The sequence below is a fragment of the Bacteroides timonensis genome (genome assembly GCF_000513195.1).
Taxonomy (GTDB): Bacteria; Bacteroidota; Bacteroidia; order Bacteroidales; family Bacteroidaceae; genus Bacteroides; species Bacteroides timonensis.
In genome coordinates this window covers 104,401-125,013 of sequence record NZ_CBVI010000091.1, presented here as the reverse complement: position 1 = coordinate 125,013, position 20,613 = coordinate 104,401, and the positions used below count along the sequence as shown (strand labels likewise).

The following is a 20,613-nucleotide window of genomic DNA, read 5'->3' as shown; positions in this document are numbered from 1 at the left end:
ATCACAAACGTAGTGAAGATTGTTTTGAAATCGTAGTAGTATAGCACCAAAAAATAAAACTATTTGTTCATTCTTGATGTCTATGATAGTGGTGAAGGGTGTTTTCAGCAGCTTTTAGTGTTTTTTGTTGTAATGGTGTGTTTATGTTATGCTTGTAGGGGCAATATTACCCCTACAAGTCTGTTGCAACTGTTCGTTACTTATTCTTTACTTTTCCGGAAAGATAATCCGGTAATTCCCGCTCAGGTGCATGAAAGCGAAAAGGCGGAGCAGCCCGTCATAGTATGCATCGAAGTATCCGTCTTCATACGGCTCATGTTTTGCGTTCCACAACTTATCCACAAACTCGCGGCTTTTCTCGTGGGTACACATCAGTGAGGCAGCAGCGGAAGTGGCAACAAGGCCTAAAGAGTGTCTCAAAGCCTTGTGTTCTCCGGCTCCAAGGGTATCTTTTACTTGTGTGCCGTCTACGTTATACTGATCTACGAAGGTATCAATACCTTGGCTGTAAAGGAAATCCTGAATTTTATTTCCGTATTCCTGCTGCCATTCTTTGTCGGCACAGGCCCAGGAGTAATCTAAAGCTATGTTCATCGGTACGCGCCAGGAGTCAAAGCGGAAAGCGTCGCCGATGATGCGGTTATTGCCCAACAGACTGCCGTCGTAGTTGTTATAATCGGGGTTCAGTCCGGTTACGGGGTGGATACTTTTATGCAGATATTTGCGGCTGTGTTCGGCACATTCGCGCCAAAAATCAGTTCTGCCGTCATTGGCCCAGCGTGCCCATACTTCGTAGAAAGCGGGTACATGGTAAGACGGGTCGGTAAATCGTCCGCCATGTATGTCCGGAACGAAGGTGATGAGCTTATGCTCCACATTGATGAACGGCATTACACGGTTTGTGCCGTCTTTCTCCATGGAACAGTTCAGGATATTCTGGGCTTCGGCAAGGTAGTTGATGCCGGTGTCATTTCCCCAACGGTTGGAGGCGAAGATGAGGGCAGTGACATAGTAAAGTTCTCCGTCGGAAGCGGGGCCTTGGGAGTTACGGGTACCGTCCGTCTTGCAGCTCCAAGCGAAATAGCCTTTCAATGGGCCTTCCTGATGCTGCATGTACTTTGTGCCCCATCGCCAGAGGCGGTCGAAGATATCCTGACGATCGAACTGGACGGCAATCATTAATCCGTAGGACATACCTTCGGTGCGGACGTCATGATTTTTGATGTCGCTGATATATGCCATAGAATCGCCTACTTCAAAATATACTTTGTCAGGACCGTAGAACACACCGTCGAAGACGGATTTGAGCTTGGCGTCGATGTCTGCCTGTTTATAATCCATCTCGGCAAAGAGATTTCGGTATTTCCGTGTCTCAAAGGCACCTTTATCCCAGGGCTTTGTCGGGTCTGCCTGACTACACGATGTCCCGGCGATGAGGCAGAGGAGGAAGTAAAATAAGTTCTTCATAAAGGAACGTTTTATATTATATGATTTTCAAGATTACGTAGTTAAATTATCATTTAACAGTGATTGGTATCGCCTTCAACTGTTTCAGCTCCGACGTACCACCATAAAGTATTTCATACTCGCCTTCTATCGGGCGCATTGTGTTGGTTTCCGTATCAAACCATTCGAAATCTTCTTTGCTTAATGATACGGTCACATTGCCGGTTGCCCCTTTGGCGATGTTCACACGCTTAAAGGCGCGGAGTGCGTGAGACGGACCTTCTTTGTCGCCCGGACGACGCAGATACACTTGTACCACTTCTTCCCCGTCGCATTCACCTACATTGCTCACGGGGATGGTCAGGATGGTTTGTTCTCCGTCTTTCACTTCCTGTGTACTCAATGAAGCGTCTCCATAACGGAATGTGGTATAACTCAAACCATGCCCGAAGGGGAAGAGCGGAGCTTCCGTCATGTACCGGTACGTGCGTCCCTTCATGGAATAATCTTCAAAGCCGGGCAGTTGGCTCGTACTCTTATAGAAAGTGACCGGAAGGCGTCCTGCCGGATTATAATCTCCGAAGAGGACATTGGCGATAGCCGTACCACCTGCCTGACCGGGATACCATGCCTGCAGGATAGCATCACATGTTTTCGATTCGGGAGTCAGGGCGATAGCGGAACCGGAGAAGTTGACGAATACGATCTTCTTTCCGGCTTTCTTCAGTTCGGCAAGCAGACGGCTTTGGATAGATGGAAGTTCGATGGTTTCGCGGTCACCTCCCTTGAAGCCGGGAATGTTGACATGCATTTCCTCACCTTCCACTGCCGGGGATATACCTCCGGCAAAGATGATGACATCTGCCTCTTTTACCTTGTTTACAGTTTGTTTCAGGTCAACGGGGACTTCACGCCCCATGTCAAAATCGAGTGCGGCATCACGGTTGCGGAAAGCAAAATCAATCTTGATACGATATTCTTTTCCGGCTTCTGCATGGAGGGTGTAGACTTTGGACTTGTTTTTGAAGTTCATGCCTGCGGCAACTTCCTTGCCGTCAATGGAGAGTTTTGTTATCCCTTGGGTCTGAAAACGGAAAGCGATATCTTCACTCTTGGCGGGGCGGAATACGGATTCGTAGCTGGCAGAGAAATCTTGCAGGTTGATGCCGGCTGCAAAGGTCGTGGCACCGGTGGTGATGAAGTGGAAGGGGGTGCTGATGTGATTGGTTACATCCGGTGTTCCTTCCTGTTTCGTATTGTTCCAGTATTTGGCGCTGAAGCCTTGCTTGCCATCCATGCTGCATTGCTGGAATACGCTTTGCAAAGTGACGTCGGAGGTTAGGTCGCATCCGGGTTCGTAGATGATCTGTGATTCGGGCAGATATTCGCGGACGCCCTCCAATAGAGTGATGGTATGTGAGGGGAAACCATTGTAGTTGCCCCATTGCATTACGGAGTCATTGGCATTAGGTCCTACCACGGCCACTTTCAGGTTTCTATTTAAAGGCAGTAAACTCTGATTGTTTTGCAACAATACAAGGCTCTCGCGTGCCATGCGGAGTGCCAGTTCACGATGTTCTTTACTATCTACCACGCTGTAAGGAATCTGTGCCCAGGACACTTGCGAAGGTTCGTCCATCTCACCCAACTCAAAGCGGGCTTTCATCAGGCGCTTCAGAGAGATGTCTATCTGTTTCTCGTCAATCAACCCTTCTTTCACAGCTTCGGGCAGCGAAGCATAGCTGTCGCCACATTCCACATCTGTTCCGGAGAGTACGGCTTTGGCGGAAGCGTGTTGTTTGTCGGGATCGGTTTCATGGGCACCTTTGTTGTAGAAGTCGCTGATTGCCCAGCAATCCGATACTACGATTTCTTTATATCCCCATTCGTCACGCAGAATTTGCATAAGCAGGCGGTTGCTTCCGCAGCAGGGTTCACCTTCAAAACGGTTGTAGGCACACATCACTTCTTTCACATGCGCTTTTTGAACCAGGTCTTTAAAAGCGGGCAGATAAGTTTCCCATAAATCACGCGGGTCGATGTTTTCGGCATTGAAACTATGGCGGTTCCATTCCGGACCGGAATGTACGGCATAGTGCTTGGCACAGGCATGTAGCTTATCATACTTCTCTCCTTCAGGTCCTTGCAGGCCGCGTACCACTGCCATGCCCATCTGGCTGGTGAGGTAAGGATCTTCTCCGTAAGTTTCCTGTCCCCGTCCCCAGCGCGGATCGCGGAAGATGTTGATATTGGGTGTCCACATGGTGAGTCCTTGATAACGCTTCAATCCTCCGGCCTTGCTGAACTCGGTGGTTTTGGCACGTGCTTCATCCGAAACTGCGGTGAATACATCGTAAAGCAGTTCGTTGTTGAAAGACGCTCCCATACCGATGGCTTGTGGGAATACGGTGGCCAGTCCGGCACGTCCTACGCCGTGCAACGCTTCGTTCCACCAGTCATAGGCTTTTATGCCCAGTCGGGAGATGGCAGGAGATGTGTTTTGCATCAATGCGGCTTTCTCTTCCAATGTAAGTCGGCCTACCAGATCATTGGCGCGTTCTTCCGGGCTTAGTGCCGGGTTCTTGTAGGGAGGTTGTGAACAGGAAAGGAAGCACAGACACAGGCATCCGATTCCGGTGAGCAACTGAAGTTTTCTTTTCATGGTATTAGTGCGTTTTTTATTGTTATTAATAGACTTCTGTTTTGTCATTGTGGATGACGATTACAAAAGTAGGGAGAAAAGAGGATTTGGAAGAAGAATCGTATTTCAGATAGTTGAGTCTATGTTACAGATTTCTTCCGGATGTTACATCTTGTTTTGCTGAGGTTACATTAAAGAGAAAAATGCCTGTTACAAGGCTATATTTCGGAGGGGGATATTGTAATTTGTTGTGTTAACCTGCTGGCGGGATTTATTTCTTTAGGTATGGTAATGAGCTATATTCCCATTAGGACTGAACATACTTCCCACTACGACTGAAGCCACTTCCCACTACGACTGAACTAGTGTTCCACTACGACTAATCTTAGTGGAACACCAAGTAGGCTATCACACAGGAAGTTATATTCTTCAGTTCACTCCTATATAATACCGCAAAAAGAAGGAATCAATTGCGCCAACAAATCATATTAGTTCCTTCCTTCTGTTTTCTCACATCGGATCAGAACCTTCTGTTCATTATTCAAGGTCGTAGCGAACAGATAAACTTCTCCGCCTTCGCTCAATTTGATACGTTTACGGAGTTCCGCTACTGAACTAGGAAAGTTACGAACCGTGATATTGGCTTTCTTTAGATCTCCTAATACGCCTTTTAGCTCTTTCTTATTCAATGTACATATACCCGTTATCCGGAAGCTTCTTCCGGGGAAGTTCTTTATCGGTTCACCGGAAGTATAGAGGTGACTGTTAGGATGCAGCTTCTTTACCTTATATATGCAGGTTACATTGCGGAAAGCCCCTGCTTTGAGGATGGACGCGTTGGGTTCGTACAGATATTTATCTAAAGTACCGGCATATTCATTCGGGCTTGATTGTTCCTGTTCGCGGGTGAAAGTGAAGAACTGTCCGGTTGTCTCTGTATTCCTCCCGTCCTTCGTTTGCAGATTGATGCAATGGATAGGAATATTCTTTGCGGCAACAATGTTGTGTCCTAAGATAAGCAAAAGTTCCTTGCATTCATTGTTTACAGAAACAATGTGTGCTTCCTGTACGTGCTTTAAATCCTGAATAGCCAAAGACAGGTCGAGCATAGGGGAGAGTTTCACCATTACGTGTTGCGCCTTTTCGAGCAGCAGGGATTCCAGCTCTGCTACATTCGGTTCACAGTCGGCAATGGCAACAGTCTTCCCGCCATGCCCGTCACGACGGGCAGGATCAATGAATATCCAGTCGACGGAAGACATCTCTTGCAGATGCCGGATGCCGTCTTTGTTTTCTATCCGGATATGATTCAGGCCCAGTAACGGGAAGTTGTGCGATGCAATCTCGCAAAGAGCTTCCTGCCGTTCCACATAGGTGACATGATGGAATTTCGGAGAAAGAAAAGCGCAGTCTATGCCGAAGCCTCCGGTCAGGTCGGTCAGTGTGCCGGAGGAAGGCTCCGGAATGATAGATGCTTTGTATCGTGCCGTAGCTTCCGAAGAACATTGCTCTAACGATAGGTGACGGGGATATAGAATGCCTTCTTCCTTATGCCAGGACGGTATTTTCTCTGCCGCCGCCTGTCTGCCCGCTATCTGCGTCAGTGCAACAGGCATATCCACACCGGGATATTTCGGCGCTTGCAGAGCCAGGCTGCGTACATCATCCTTGCCGTGTTCGTGTATAAAACGAAGGGTTTCGTCATTCAATTCCATAAACCTTGTCGTTTAGTAGTTTCTTTGAAGCCATAAGCCGAAGAAACGGTCGTAAATCTGATAAGCTCCCGCCTCTTGTGTGACAAAATCCTTCTCTAACAGTCCTTTTAATGCTGATTGTACAGAGCTGGAAGATGGCAATCTATATTTCTTGATGAATGCACCGGAGGTGATGGCACTTGCTTTCCCTTCTTTGGTAATGGCAATGAGCAGTTCTTTTTGTTTCTCGGGCATCCGGAAAAGGGTTTCGGAGTAGGTATATTGAAATGAACCTATGATTTGACAGATGGCTTCCTCAACCATCGAAACATCTGCAATCTCATGAACAGGTGTCATATCATATAGGGTATGCAATACTTTCTGCATATACCAGGTGATGCCTTCGAAATATTGGTATATCTGTTCGATGGCTTCTTTGGATATGTTCTTCTCTGCTTCTTTGAAATGTTTCTGAGCAAATTTGATGTATTCTTCTAAAGGAATACTTTCCAGATGCATCATCGACACACTCTGATAGAAAGGGCGTGAGGCTGTCAGAAATATATTGCCCATAATGTGCCTCTGGCTTCCGGCAAAGATGAAATGGGCATTGTTGCAATGTTGCACGTAAGTGCGCAGGATAGCTTCCACATTGTCTTCCGCATAATTTGTGATTTGCTGGAATTCGTCAATGGCTACGATGCAGGGCTTGTTCGCCTGTTCCAGATAATGGAATATTTCATCCAGCGTAGCGTCCGGAGATTGGATGTCTCCCAAGCCTAAATTGAATGAAGGGTTACCATTGAAGTCAAATGTCAGACTGGCTTGCAGTGACTTCATCGTTTCCCAGAAAGTCTGTATTGTTTTCTTGCCCGAGGACTTCAATGACTCGATAATTTCTTTGCTGAGAGCAAACACAAATTCACGCAGAGATTTGGTCGCATATATATCAATAAAGAATGTGTAATATGTCTTTTGAATTTCTTTACTCTGGAAACAATGACGTATCAATCCTGTCTTACCCATTCTTCGCGTTGAGATTAATGCGGTATTATTACCATTGGTAATTTGCCGGATAAGCATCTCACTCTCTGCTTTTCTGTCACAGAAATAGGCAGGGGATATGTATCCGTTTATAATGAAAGGGTTTCGGATGATTAGCATGGCTTCTTTACTTTATGATGATTATGCAAAGATAATTATTATAAAGTAATAATGCAAAGAAAATAATGGTGGTTTCACTTATAACTGTACTTGTGCCTCCCGAAGCATCGTCTCCATAATATCCAGATCAGAGTTAACCTCGCCTTGCAGCAAATACTTATCCCGCTTGCGCGTTGCTTTTTCATAAATCTCTTTCGCCCGTTCCGGCTGATTCTCCCAATACAAGGCAAGAGCACACAGCAAGCGTTGTTTGGAAGACATCATAATCTTATACCGCTGGATGTATCTCTTTATCTTATCTGTATAAAGCCGCTCTACTTCTTCTTTTCTCCGTTCACCTATCAGTTCGAGGAACAGGAGTTCACACTCGATTTCTTTTACGTATAGTCCGACAATTTCCTCTTTATGCCGCTCTATTTCGCTAAACAGGGCGTGTGCAGTTTCAAATTCTTTCCGGTCTACATAGCGCGAAATATAGAGCAGTTTCACGGCAACCTGCATGATATTCCTGTAATCTGTCACTTCATCGTTCGGGAACCATTCGTCCGGCATGTCTTTCAGTCTTACGCCTTTCTGAACTTCAGCGTTGACGGCTAACTGTAATGCCAGATACTTCCGGGTATTCAGATCCCGGTGCATCAATATCAGGTTGTAGGCATCATTCGTGATGCCCGACATCTTCAATGGAATACCGTTCATCAGTGCCAGGAAGAAACCGCAGATAAAGGAGAATAAAAGGAATAAATGTAAAGGCAGCGGTATCTCGGGATAGGCAACCCAAAGAACAAGTGCAAGGATTGCCGTCAGTAGATTCATCAGTACTCCGCCTGCATTATACCAGAAATAAGGCAACTGTTCGTAAGGCTTATCCGGTGGAGAGAGCAGGCATTGTCCGCCCGTGCCGGAGATGGAGAAACGTTTGAAACGGAACTTTCCTTTTTCTTTTATCAGTGTAAGGCTACCTACCCGAAAAGAAACGAACCGGTAACCGGTGGCAAGTCCGAAGATCAGATGCCCGCCTTCGTGCAGAATAATCTGTACGAAAACGGCAAGGATGAGACAGGCCAATGATAAGATACAGGAAAGCAAGAGTCGGCTCAACTGTATGTTTCCCATATTCCCGAAGAATTCACTTAATGTGGTTTCCGTAAAGAATGTAATGCAGAGCACCACTGCACCGAAGCCGATGCATGCACCGAACAGGGTGGAAAGTATAAGTTTGAGAGCTTGTTTCATGGTTGCATGGTATGAAGTTCTTACCCGGTTTGTCTGCACAAATATAAGGAAAATCTCCGGGAGTTCTGGCAAAGTTAAGTAGATAAAGTGAGTGGATGTTGTTTCTCTGTGTTCCTAAACATACGTAAATATATATCAATCGATGTAAATAACACTACATTTGTAAAATGTTTAACCTAAAGAATATGAATATGCGACAATCGAAAATTAATTATGTATGTTTCGCTCTTAGCGTTCTGTGTTTATTGACAATATCATGTAAAGATGATGAAGATCCGTATCCTGCTGGAAAAGAACTTGTAAACTATGAAATGACACTTTTCCGAGTGGAATATGGCGCTCCGAAACCGGATCCATTACCGAAAGATTGTATAGTCTATAGCGAAGACCTGGAAAACAGTGAAGTTTATGGTCATTATCTTTCTATTTCCTTTTATTATGAAGGAAATCTATACCCTGTTGGGGGATTGCCCATTCCAGAAATGAGAGACTGGACTATGAATAAGTCATCAGTACAAGTATTGCTCAGTGGAAAATTTTATCCTTGTGAGGATGAAGAAGTTAGACCGGATAGTAGAAGTAAGAAAGACGATTATAGTGCCTCTTTCTATGTAAGGTCAATAACCCTTAAATAGAGATATTATGAGAAAATACACAGTGCTTTTACTTACGTTTTTTTGTTTTTGCAGTTTATCAGCTCAAAAATAACTATTTTATTTGGGTGAGAATAAGCAAAAGATTCATTTCGAAACCATTGATACCCTTTCTTATATCCTTTTTAAGGCAGGGGTTGCTGATGTGCAAAAAAGAACGGCAATTAAGAATAACCGTAAAACCATTCCATTAAAAGGAGGATCCATGTTTTTAAACATTAACTCTGAAGATGATGTCATGCAATTAAGGAATGATAGTAATGTTGAGGCTGTGTATCGTGTAATTCGTTCACAAGATGGAGATATACATGTTCTGACAGATGGTATTCTTGTCAAAGTGAATTCTGGAGAGAGGATAGAGTCTGTGTTCAGTCAGTTGAATATTCCATATATCTCAGAGTCACCAATCGATGGGTTGGAAGATGTTTTTTTAGTTCGGGTCCCATCTTCTGATAAAGCATTGGATATTGTGAGTAGACTAATGTCTTCCAACTTGATTGTCTATGCTGAGCCGGATTTTATAAGATTTACAGATGCTCCTGCTGCTAATACTACAGTAGATAATTATTCTCCGCAACAATGGGCAATAAAAAACACATTCACGGGTTTTGATGTAAACGCATTACTTGCCTGGAGAATTTCTAAAGGGAAAGATATAAAAGTTGCGGTTATCGATGAAGGGGTAGACTTGAATCATCCTGATTTAAAGGCCAATCTGCTTCCCGGGTATGATACAACGAATTGGGGATCTCCGGGACAGAATGGAGATGCGGCTCCCGATGACTTTCATGGTACTGCATGTGCCGGTATTATAGCCGCTGTTGAGAACAATATAGGTATGACCGGAATTGCTCCCCAATGTAAAATGATACCTGTCAGAATAGCAACTGGGGATACAATTGACGGTAAAAGAAAGTGGAAGTCAACCACCTCTTCTACAGCAAATGGGATTATTAAAGCGTATAGAGATGGAGACGCTGATGTGTTAAGTTGCTCATTTGGCATACTTCCAACCGGGGGAGTAAGTAAAACCGTAAAAGAAGCCATCGTATCGGCAACAACAAAAGGAAGGAATGGACGTGGTGCTATTGTTGTCTTTTCAACAGGAAATGAATATACAGGTAGTGTCAATCCCTATTGCCTTTTGGATAAGGTAATTTCTGTCGGAGCTATGGACTTGAACGGTAGTCGTTGTGACTTTTCAAATTACGGTAATGGCTTGAAGGTTGTTGCTCCCGGCTCAAGCATATATACAACGGATATTAGCGGTATTACCGGTTCCTCTTCAGGTGATTATTGCTACTTTGGGGGTACTTCAGCTGCTTGTCCTTACGTTGCCGGTATAGCTGCCTTGCTGTTGTCTGTCAAGCCGGATGCACTAGCCAGTTCTGTAGCTTCCTGGATTTATACTTCTTGTAGAAAATTGCCTGCATATCAATATTCGGTTAGGGACAATAATGGTACTTGGAATAATGAAACAGGTTATGGATTAGTCGATGCATACGAAGCTGTTATAGCCAGTAAGCCATTTACCATGATAGTGCCGGATCTGTTATGTGAATGTGAAACCCATACTTTCTCCCTATCAGGTTCTACTGACAGGTGTGATTCTATTGTCTGGAATCTTTTTTTAGGGGGAGAAATTATATCCGGTGACGGTACTAATTCAATAGAAGTGCGTATATCTAACGCTCCCGGGTATTCATTACCTGTTGCAGCATCTATCTATTATGACGATAGAGTCGTTACATTAGAAGAGTGGCCCCATGCAGGTATTCCTGAGACGCATGATATAGAGGGGGCTGACGAGGCCACGGAGTGGGAGTATATGTATGTTGTAGCAAATATGGATGGTGCGACCTCTTACACCTGGGAATTGCTACAAGGTAATTGTGGAATCTGGCCCTATGATAACAAAGCTGATATAATGCCTTACGACACTAATAAAGTCACAATTCTTGTTACAGGTCATAATAGATGTGGTTCCTGGTCTGAATGGCTTAATTTTACTCCCAGTTATAGAAGACCAAGTTGGGATTCTCGTCAGGTCGGTACGAAATCCGTTGCAGTATACAATCTTTCATATAAACAGGTTTACTCTGATAAAAAACTGATAGCTCCATTTGATATAAAGACGGCAAATCTGTCTCCGGGATTTTATATCATTGAATATCAATTAGAAGATGGAACTATTATAAGAGAAAAAGTATATGTCCCTTAATATAGCTTTATGATGCGGATGTGCATCAATAATCTTTGCATTCCAATTTTATGTGAATATAAGGAACTTTATGGTATAACTTTGTATTTTTGTTTAGCTTCCTGCCGGCTGCACCAGTTAAAATGCCACCACTCGCTGGGCAATGCGCGAAAACCTGCGGCACGCATGACGCTCCGCAGCAGTTGCCGGTTCGCCTGTTCCTGCTTTGTCATTTTCCCGCTTTGCACCAGTGCGGCTTCATTCGTAATGTGAGCTTCGGGGCCGAGGTGGTCTACTTCCGTACCCATCGGCAGGGGATTTCCCGCTTCATCCAGTATGCTGATGTCTACCGCCAGACCGTAGTTGTGCAGTCCGCCACCACGTGCGGGATTGGAAACATAGATATACTTGGAGGTGCCTTTCACCACATTCCACATTTTCTGCTGCACACTCATCGGGCGGGCGGCATCATACACGATGAGGCGACGGCCGGGGTATCGCTTTTTCAGTTCCTGTTGCGCCAGTAGCAGTCCTTTCATGGCATCGGGATGCAGATACGCCTCATGCAGATCTTCGTATAGCACCTTTCCCGTGAAATTATCCGCCCGGGTATACATCAGGTCTACGACGATGGAGCTGTCCGCTTCGGCAATATTCACCAGTCCGATGCTTTCCAGATATCTTGCCGTTTCACTCTTTTGTGCGGATGCGGGGATAAACCAGAGAGCAAGTAGAAAATAATATATATACTTCATGCCTTTTTTTCTTTGCCTGCAAAGGTACGAATTCCCACCGGATTAGCCGTTCTGTGCGAATACATAGATTTTGTCTATTTCCTCATAGAATTTATCTGTTTGTAATGAACTTACGAATCCTTACATTTGTTCCATATATTAGTTCTCTAAACAAAAATACCATGGAAAAGAAAAAACTCACCTCTGCCAACGGGCGCCTGATCGCCGACAATCAAAACACTCAGACCGCAGGACAACGTGGTCCTATCATGATGCAAGACCCCTGGTTTCTGGAAAAACTTGCACACTTCGACCGTGAAGTGATTCCTGAAAGACGTATGCATGCCAAAGGTTCCGGCGCATACGGTACGTTTACCGTAACACATGACATCACAAAGTACACCCGTGCCGCTATCTTCAGCGAAGTAGGTAAGAAGACGGAGTGCTTCGTACGTTTCTCCACCGTAGCCGGTGAAAGGGGAGCCGCTGATGCCGAACGTGATATCCGTGGTTTTGCCATGAAGTTCTATACGGAAGAAGGCAACTGGGATTTAGTGGGAAATAACACTCCTGTATTCTTCCTGCGCGATCCGTTGAAATTTCCCGATTTGAACCATGCCGTAAAACGTGACCCGCGCACCAATATGCGCAGTCCGAACAATAACTGGGATTTCTGGACCCTGCTGCCCGAAGCTCTGCATCAGGTGACCATCACGATGAGTCCCCGTGGTATTCCTTATTCCTATCGCCACATGCATGGTTTCGGTAGTCATACTTATAGCTTTTTCAATGCCGCCAACGAACGTATTTGGGTGAAGTTCCATCTGCGCACGCTGCAAGGCATCAAGAATCTGACCGACCAGGAGGCCGAGGCTATCATTGCCAAGGATCGTGAATCGCACCAACGCGACTTGTACGAGAGCATCGAAAAGGGTGACTTCCCGAAGTGGCAATTCCAGATACAGCTGATGACGGAAGAGCAGGCGGACGAATACCGCATCAATCCGTTCGACCTTACAAAGGTATGGCCGCACAAAGATTTCCCGCTTCAGGATGTAGGTATCCTGGAACTGAACCGTAATCCGGAAAACTACTTTGCCGAAGTAGAGCAAGCAGCTTTCAATCCGCAGAATATAGTGGAAGGTATCGGTTTCTCTCCCGACAAAATGTTGCAGGGACGCCTTTTCTCTTATGGTGATGCACAGCGTTACCGCTTGGGAGTGAATGCGGAACAGATTCCGGTAAACAAACCCCGTTGCCCGTTCCATGCTTACCATCGTGACGGTGCCATGCGTGTAGACGGTAATTACGGCAGTGCCAAGAGCTACGAGCCCAACAGCTACGGTGAATGGCAAGACTCTCCCGAGAAGAAAGAACCGCCTTTGAAAGTTCATGGCGACGTTTATAACTATAACGAACGTGAGTACGATGATGATTACTACAGCCAGCCGGGTGATCTTTTCCGCCTGATGTCTGCCGAAGATCAGCAACTGACGTGCGAAAATACAGCCCGTGCCATGGGTGATGCCGAACTCTTCATTAAGCAACGTCATGTGCGCAACTGCTATAAAGCTGATCCGGCCTATGGTACAGGCGTAGCCAAAGCTTTAGGCCTTGACCTGGATGAAGCATTGAAAGCAACCCGATAGTTAAGGGATGTCCTGAACAACACTAAGACCCTATATGCAAAAGATGGCATCTATTACATCAAAAGATGCCATCTTTTACAGTGAAAGATGCCACCTTTTGCAACGAAAGATGGCATCTTTTGCATATCCGCAATAAGGGATGGATGTGGTATGGCTTAACCTTGAGGTTAATACTTAATAAGCATCTGTTGCAAGAACATACGGTATTCTTGCGGTGTACTCCCTTTCTTCTTTTTGAATATCCTTATAAAATTAGATAAGTTATTGAAGCCGCAAGTATAGCAGATCTCGGCTACCGTGTGGGTGGTTTCTGCCAATAGCTGGCAAGCGCGGGCTATCCGCAGGTTCGTGATATAATCGATGAATGTGCAATTCGTCTTTTTTTTGAAGAAATGGCTGAATGCAGATTCGGACATATTCACCAGTTGCGCCACGTCGCCCAGCTTAATCGGTTCTTCAAAGTTCTTCTCGATATAGTCGCAGACTTTGGCTATCCGTCGGCTTTTGGAAGTGCGTACGGTGTCTTTGGTATCATATTGGTTGCTGACTAAGATATGACGGTCGGCAATAGAAAGCTCATGTAGGATAGAGAAAAACTCCAATACCGTATGGAACCCCTGCATCCGGGTCAGCTTGATAATCTTATCTTTCATCACCAGTTGGGTTTGTCTGGAAAAGCCAATGCCCCGTTGTGATTCAAGCAGCAGTTGTTTGATGGGGTTGAATAAGCGTTTTTCCAATATCGGAAAGTTCAGTAGCTTGTCCGAGAACTGGATGGTAATCACATGGTTTCCTTCTACTACTTCTCCTTTCCAGGCGTGCGGAAGGTTGGGACCTATCATGATGAGGTCCAGGGCTTCGAAAGCCTCTACCGAATCTCCAACGATGCGGCTTCCGTAGGTGTCCATAACCAGGTTGATTTCATAGTCCGGATGATAGTGTACCGGATAGTCGAACTTGGCGTTCGGATGATTGAGTACAATGAACAGGTCATCCGCGGCAATGGGAGTGATTTCTTTTTGTATGTCTTTCATGGTCGTAGTTGTTTCTCTCTTGCAAAGCTACGAATTCTAATGAAAATACAGTCAGGTATTCAAAAAAGTACAATCAATAGACAGAATATCATAAGCGAATTATCAGAATCCCCTCTATTTTTGCAGCATGAATTCAAAACAATTAATTTCTATGCTATGGAGACATTTTCAATAAGCAATTTAGATCTTGTAATAGTCCTTGTTTATTTGGCCTTTATCATCTGGTGGGGGCTGAAGAATGGTAAGAGCTCAGACTCCCAATCCTATTTTCTGGCGGGACGCTCAATGCCTTGGTGGGTAGTGGGGTTGTCGCTGTTTGCTGCCAGTATTTCAAGTACCACTTTGATAGGTCAGTCCGGTGATGCTTATCACACGGGTATCGCTGTGTTTAATTATAACCTGACGGGTATTGTGGTAATGGTGTTCTTTGCCGTTTTCCTGCTACCTCTTTATATTAAGTCGGGTATATTCACGATACCGGAATTTCTGGAGAAGCGTTTTGACCGCCGTTCGCGCTATTACTTCTCTGCCATTTGCATCATAGGAAATATTTTCCTGGACGCTGCCGGGGCTTTGTATGCTGCTGCGCTGATTATTAAGCTGATACTTCCCGATGCTGATTTGCAACTGATCATTATTGTGTTTGCAATTATTGCTGCATCTTATACTATCCCGGGTGGTTTGTCTTCTGCCATTAATGCGGAATTGATACAGGCTGTCATTCTTATATTAGGATCTATCTTGCTGACTTTCTACTGTTTCCAGCAAGGCGGAGATTATTTCTATCAGTTGTTTGTCAGTGGTGATATATCGGTGAAGCTGATTCGTCCGTTGACGGATACGGCCACTCCCTGGCTGGGGCTGATAGTCGGTATGCCGGTTCTGGGCATCTATTTCTGGGCAAATAACCAGACGTTGGTGCAGCGTGTATTGAGTTCGAAGTCAGTGGATGAGGGACGTAAGGGGGTATTGTTTACGGGTTTCCTTACCATGCTGACTCTTTTTATTATTGCCATACCGGGTGTGATTGCCCGCCATTTGTTTCCGGGGCTTGAAAAGCCGGATATGGTATATCCCAATATGGTGCTTCAGCTGATACCGGTGGGATTGTTGGGCATCATGCTGGCAGCGCTTTTGTCTGCTTTGACTTCTACTTTGAGTGCTATTCTTAACTCTACGTCTACACTGTTCACAATGGACTTCTATGCGCAATATAATAAGCATGCCAGCTCCCAGAAACTCGTGATTATCGGAAAGATAACCTCTTGCGTTATTATTGTTGCGGCTGCCTTATGGGCACCTCAGATCGGGAAGTTCGGTTCGTTGCTGAAGTATTATCAGGAGATGCTTTCTTACATTGCTCCGCCTGTTGTTGCGGCATTTTTGCTGGGTGTGTTTAATAAGCGTGTGAATGGAAATGGTGCTTTTGCCGGTCTGCTCAGTGGCTTGGCTATAGCGGTTGTGATGCTTTTCTATAAGAATGAAATATTTGGCGATATGCACTTCCTGTTGATTGTTCCTTTCTTGTTGGCGGTGAGTGGGATCGTTATTTATCTGGTCAGTATGTGCTATTCGAAACCGGTTGCCGAAAGGCTTGTGGATACCACCTTCTCCATGCGTGAACTGAAAGCGGAGTTCCGGGCGAACCGTGCTCTGGTATGGTACAAGAATTATCATTCATGGGCGATTGTCCTGTTGGTGTTGAGTGTATTGATATGGATTATATTCAGTTGATTGTTATATAATTATAAAGAAATAAGAAGATGAAATTAAAGAAGTTTGAGGGAAATCCGATACTTTCCCCGTTGGATTCGAATGATTGGGAATCGTTGGTAACCTGCAATCCCGGAGTGGTTTATGACAATGGTACGTTCTATATGCTGTACAGAGCTGCGGGAAATGATGCCGAACATGTGATCCGTTTAGGATTGGCCACCAGTAAAGAAGGATTCCACTTTGAGCGTGTATCCGATGTTCCGGCGTTCGGCCCCAGTGAGGACGGTCCTGATTCGGGTTGTGTGGAAGATCCCCGCATCGTGAAGTACGATACGGAGTATTACATCACTTATGCCTATCGTCCGTATGCACCGGGGCAATATTGGAACTTCAGCCATGATGAAGTGTTGTTGCCGGATTGCGGTAGTGATGCTCCTATGGCTCTCCGTAAAAATCTGGGTAATACGGGATTGGCTGTTACTACTGATTTCCGTGAGTTTAAGAGACTGGGACGTCTGACCTCTCCGGTATTGGACGACAGGGATGTTATTCTTTTCCCGGAGAAAGTTCAGGGAAAGTATGTGATGCTGCATCGTCCTAAAGAATACATAGGCGGTGAGTATGGCGTGGATTATCCATCCATCTGGATGAAGTTCTCGGACGATCTGCTGAATTGGGAAGACAAGGAAAGCCATTTGCTGATTACCGGAATCGAGAACTCATGGGAGGAAAAGTTGGGCGGAAGTACTCCTCCGCTTAAAACGGAAAAGGGTTGGCTGGTGCTGTATCATGGTGTGGAGCATGGCGGACGGGGATACTATCGTGTTGGCGCTCTGCTGCTTGACCTGGAAAATCCGCTGCACATTCTGGCTAAAACTCCTCAACCTATACTTGAACCGGAACTGGATTTTGAAACTTCCGGTCTGTATAATGGTTGTGTATTTCCTACAGGAAATGTAATTGTGGACGGCGAACTCTTCGTATACTATGGCAGTGCCGATAAATATGTCTGTGTAGCTACTTGCGCCGTTGATGAATTACTTGATTATCTACTTTCCGATAGCTGCAGATTGCACTAAATCCCCTTTTGTTATTGATCTCTTCTAGTTATCCCATGTAAATGCGATAATTGATACCTCTTGCAAATAAAACGGTAGCAGGGTGTGGATTATAGCCGGAAAAACGTTCAAAAAAGTACAATCATTGAACAAGTAATATAAATGCTGTCATTCATAATCCTCTTACTTTTGTCCTATCATGATATAGCTAATGAAAAATAGAATTCTATGAATGTAAAATGTGTGTTTTCTTTAATTCTTGATAAGTATGAAAAATGAATCAAAAAGTTGGTGGCATGTATTTTTGTCCTGGCAGATAATGGCATTATGCATGTTCTTTAGTAACATTCCCGTTTCTTATGCACAGTCACCGGATAAAATAACAGTTGCCGGCTGTGTAAAGGATGCAGCAGGAGACTTCCTGATTGGCGCTACTGTGCAAGTCAAAGGAGTATCCGGCGGAACGATTACCGATATCGATGGTAATTATATATTGAAAGATGTGCCGCGTACGGCAACATTGGTGTTTTCTTATGTAGGTATGCAAAATAAGGAAGTGCCCGTCAATGGGAAGAGTACGATCAATGTAACTCTGCTTGACGATGCACTTCAACTGGAGCAGGTAGTGGTGATAGGCTACGGTAGTGTGAAGAAGAGTGACGTTACAGGTTCGGTTACGTCCGTCAAGACAGAGGCCCTGAAAGAAATCCCCGCCAATTCGGTGGAAGGATTGTTACAGGGACGTGCAGCCGGTCTGCAAGTCATCAATTCTTCACAGGACCCGGGAGCCGGCGCTACGGTGCGTATCCGTGGTGGTAGTTCGTTGCGTGGTTCCAATGCTCCACTGGTGGTAGTGGATGGCTTTCCGTTGGGAGATGCCGGAGATCTGAAGCAGATCAATCCGTCGGATATCGTGAATATGGAAATCCTGAAAGATGCTTCAGCCTCTGCTATTTATGGCTCCCGCGGTGCGAACGGTGTTATTATGATTACAACAAAGCGTGCGAAGACAGGGACTACCAACATAACGGTTCGCCAGCAGATTACCCTTTCGCAGTTTGATACGAAACTTGATTTGTGGCGCGACCCCGTATTGATGGCTTCCTTAAACAACGAGTCGCGCATCAATGGAGGGCTTGATCCGCTTTATGTGGGAAAAGTAAGTTCCACCGGTGTCTACTATCCATCGGTAGAAGAACTGCAAACTACCTGGACTACCAATACCCGTTGGGATGATCTGGTATTCCGTGACACTCCGGTTTCCAATAATACCACTGCTACGATTTCCAGTTCCAATGACCGGACTGTTTTCAATCTTAGCGCTAATTTCTATACGGATAATGGTATGTATATAAAAGATGACTACACAAAAGGTGGATACAATTTGAGTGTAGACCATAATATATATGATAACTTCAAAGTACGCTTTTCCAACATCCTTTCCCGCGGTGTGCGCAATGCCAATGGTGGCTTGTCGTACTGGAGAAACCCTATTTATCCGGTTTATGACGAAAACGGGGACTATTATCTGACCAATGCAAGTGACTTCAGCCATCCGATGGCGATTACAGACTTGCAGAAGAATGAAACCAAGTCTTTGGATGTCATCTCTTCCGTAGCGCTGGAATGGCAACTCTTCCCTTTCCTGAAACTGACCTCCCAATTGAACTATAAGTTTGGTAAGTCCGTATCCGACAGGTACTATCCGAAGAAATATACCGAAGCTGGAGAATTCAGCAACGGTCAGGCAGAGATAGAGAACTGGGAAGGGCACAATCTGGTTTCTGAAACTTTCGCCAACTTCCAGAAGAAATTCGACAAGCATGACATCGGTGCCATGGTAGGTTATTCTTATGAATACTATATGTCCAGAAGTTCCGGTCTGACGGGTAAGGATTTTGTGAACGAAGCATTGGGTAATGAGAATATGGGTGCCGGAAATCCGGAGAAGAATGAAATATGGAATGGATATTCGGATAATAAACTCGTTTCAGGAATGTTCCGTCTGAACTATGTATATGATAATAAGTATCTGCTGACCTTGACGGCTCGTGCCGATGGTTCCTCTAAATTCGGTAAAAATAACAAGTGGGCTATGTTCCCTTCAGGAGCTGTCAGCTGGAAAGCGCATGAAGAATCGTTCATTAAGAATCTGAATGTATTTGATGAGTTGAAGTTCCGTTTCAGCTATGGTATTTCCGGTAATCAGGGAATCAGTCCTTATCAGACTTTGAGCCGTTACGGTACGGATAAGTATTATAATGATGGCAGCTGGGCTACTACCATCGGTCCGGGATATGTTTCCGGCTGGACAGGTCCGGGATGGATTTACCGGGTATGGAGTGGTATCCCGAACCCTGATTTGAAGTGGGAAACAACTGCGCAAGCTGACTTTGGTATCGACATGGCATTTCTCAACCGCCGTCTGAGAGTTTCTTTTGACTATTATGATAAACAGACCAGCGACTTGCTTCGTGAACGTAATCTGGCTCTGTCTTCGGGATATGACAAGATGTGGGTGAATGACGGTAAAATCCAGAACCGTGGTTTTGAATTAACGGTAGATGCCGATATCCTGCAAACGAAAGACTGGCAGTTGAGCGGAACCCTGATTTACTCGCGCAACCGCAATAAAGTGAAAGACCTGGGTAACACTTTGGAATCCGGTTTGGTTACCGACCCGATGACGGGGATGCTCTTTGAATATTCGGGCAATAGTCTTGAACAATATCGCGACTATACCAATATACTGGCTATCGGCCAACCGGTAAATGTGTTCTATGGATATAAAGTGGATGGTATTGTCCAGACCCTGAATGAAGGAATCGATGCCGGTTTGTCCGGTGATTACGCTAACCCCGGAGAGTTCAAATACATGAATCTGAATGGAGACAGCGAAATATCGGAAGCGGATAAGACCATTATTGGTGATCCTAATCCGGATTTTACAGCCAGTTTGGCGTTGAACCTGTCCTGGAAGAAGTTTGATGTGAGCGTATTCCTTAACGGGGTATTTGGTCAGGACGTGTTGAATACGAAAGCATTCGGTGAGCCCAGTAACTCTCCATTACGCTGGACACCCGATAATCCGACAAATAAGTATCCGAGCCTGCGCGACGGTCGTCAGGTGAAGATTTCTGATTGGTGGATAGAGGACGGATCGTTCCTGCGTGTTCAGAATCTGAATATAGGCTATACGTTTGACTTACCGAAAAAGTCATTCCTTTCTAAAGCGCGTATCTATATGAATGCTTCTAATTTATACACTTTCACCAAGTTCAAGGGATACGACCCCGAAGTAGGGTTGAATGGAGTTTATAGCGGCGGATATCCCCGTTTGCGTAAATGGACTTTCGGACTTGACTTAACCTTCTAAATAACTGATACA

13 protein-coding genes are annotated in these 20,613 nt (G+C 45.1%); 6 read left to right on the top strand and 7 right to left on the bottom strand.

Annotated features, from left to right (window positions below; translation table 11 throughout):
- Positions 1 to 207 precede the first annotated feature (207 nt).
- The 5 genes from BN161_RS17185 to BN161_RS17165 form a co-directional block, all read right to left on the bottom strand.
- Positions 208 to 1,467, bottom strand: coding sequence for a glycosyl hydrolase family 8 (locus BN161_RS17185; protein ID WP_044268555.1), 1,260 nt, complete (start codon positions 1,465 to 1,467; stop codon positions 208 to 210).
- A 49-nt stretch (positions 1,468 to 1,516) separates the two neighbouring features.
- A complete protein-coding gene (xyl3A, locus tag BN161_RS17180; RefSeq protein ID WP_044268553.1) occupies positions 1,517 to 4,108 on the bottom strand; it encodes a xylan 1,4-beta-xylosidase in 2,592 nt (863 codons plus the stop codon).
- Positions 4,109 to 4,575: 467 nt separating this feature from the next.
- Positions 4,576 to 5,802, bottom strand: a complete 1,227-nt coding sequence (locus BN161_RS17175) for a THUMP-like domain-containing protein (RefSeq protein ID WP_044268550.1) — start codon at positions 5,800 to 5,802, stop codon at positions 4,576 to 4,578.
- A gap of 12 nt (positions 5,803 to 5,814) precedes the next feature.
- Positions 5,815 to 6,945, bottom strand: coding sequence for an AAA family ATPase (locus BN161_RS17170; protein WP_044268548.1), 1,131 nt, complete (start codon positions 6,943 to 6,945; stop codon positions 5,815 to 5,817).
- Positions 6,946 to 7,023: 78 nt separating this feature from the next.
- Positions 7,024 to 8,181: a zinc metalloprotease gene (locus BN161_RS17165; protein WP_044268644.1), complete on the bottom strand. Its 1,158-nt coding sequence runs from the start codon at positions 8,179 to 8,181 to the stop codon at positions 7,024 to 7,026.
- A gap of 185 nt (positions 8,182 to 8,366) precedes the next feature.
- Here BN161_RS17165 and BN161_RS17160 point away from each other — a divergent pair, with 185 nt between their 5' ends.
- A complete protein-coding gene (locus BN161_RS17160; RefSeq protein ID WP_244436537.1) occupies positions 8,367 to 8,816 on the top strand; it encodes a hypothetical protein in 450 nt (149 codons plus the stop codon).
- 82 nt (positions 8,817 to 8,898) lie between these two features.
- Positions 8,899 to 11,055, top strand: a complete 2,157-nt coding sequence (locus BN161_RS17155; RefSeq protein WP_244436535.1) for a S8 family serine peptidase — start codon at positions 8,899 to 8,901, stop codon at positions 11,053 to 11,055.
- Between the two features lie 68 nt (positions 11,056 to 11,123).
- Here the strand turns inward: BN161_RS17155 and BN161_RS17150 are convergent, their stop codons facing one another.
- A complete protein-coding gene (locus BN161_RS17150) occupies positions 11,124 to 11,789 on the bottom strand; it encodes a M15 family metallopeptidase (protein ID WP_044268546.1) in 666 nt (221 codons plus the stop codon).
- A 161-nt stretch (positions 11,790 to 11,950) separates the two neighbouring features.
- Here BN161_RS17150 and BN161_RS17145 point away from each other — a divergent pair, with 161 nt between their 5' ends.
- Positions 11,951 to 13,417: a catalase gene (locus tag BN161_RS17145; protein ID WP_044268544.1), complete on the top strand. Its 1,467-nt coding sequence runs from the start codon at positions 11,951 to 11,953 to the stop codon at positions 13,415 to 13,417.
- A gap of 167 nt (positions 13,418 to 13,584) precedes the next feature.
- Here the strand turns inward: BN161_RS17145 and BN161_RS17140 are convergent, their stop codons facing one another.
- Complete coding sequence (locus BN161_RS17140; RefSeq protein ID WP_007219165.1) at positions 13,585 to 14,451, bottom strand: AraC family transcriptional regulator; 867 nt, start codon at positions 14,449 to 14,451, stop codon at positions 13,585 to 13,587.
- A 156-nt stretch (positions 14,452 to 14,607) separates the two neighbouring features.
- On the opposite strand from BN161_RS17140, the gene BN161_RS17135 reads away from it, so the two are divergent.
- From BN161_RS17135 to BN161_RS17125, 3 genes are all read left to right on the top strand, one after another.
- Positions 14,608 to 16,185: a sodium:solute symporter gene (locus BN161_RS17135; protein ID WP_044268639.1), complete on the top strand. Its 1,578-nt coding sequence runs from the start codon at positions 14,608 to 14,610 to the stop codon at positions 16,183 to 16,185.
- Between the two features lie 29 nt (positions 16,186 to 16,214).
- The gene (locus tag BN161_RS17130; protein ID WP_044268543.1) at positions 16,215 to 17,246 is read left to right on the top strand and encodes a glycoside hydrolase family 130 protein; all 1,032 of its coding nucleotides are present in this window, start codon (positions 16,215 to 16,217) and stop codon (positions 17,244 to 17,246) included.
- A 247-nt stretch (positions 17,247 to 17,493) separates the two neighbouring features.
- On the top strand, positions 17,494 to 20,601 hold the full coding sequence (locus BN161_RS17125) for a SusC/RagA family TonB-linked outer membrane protein (protein ID WP_125910863.1): 3,108 nt from the start codon (positions 17,494 to 17,496) through the stop codon (positions 20,599 to 20,601).
- Positions 20,602 to 20,613 lie beyond the last annotated feature (12 nt).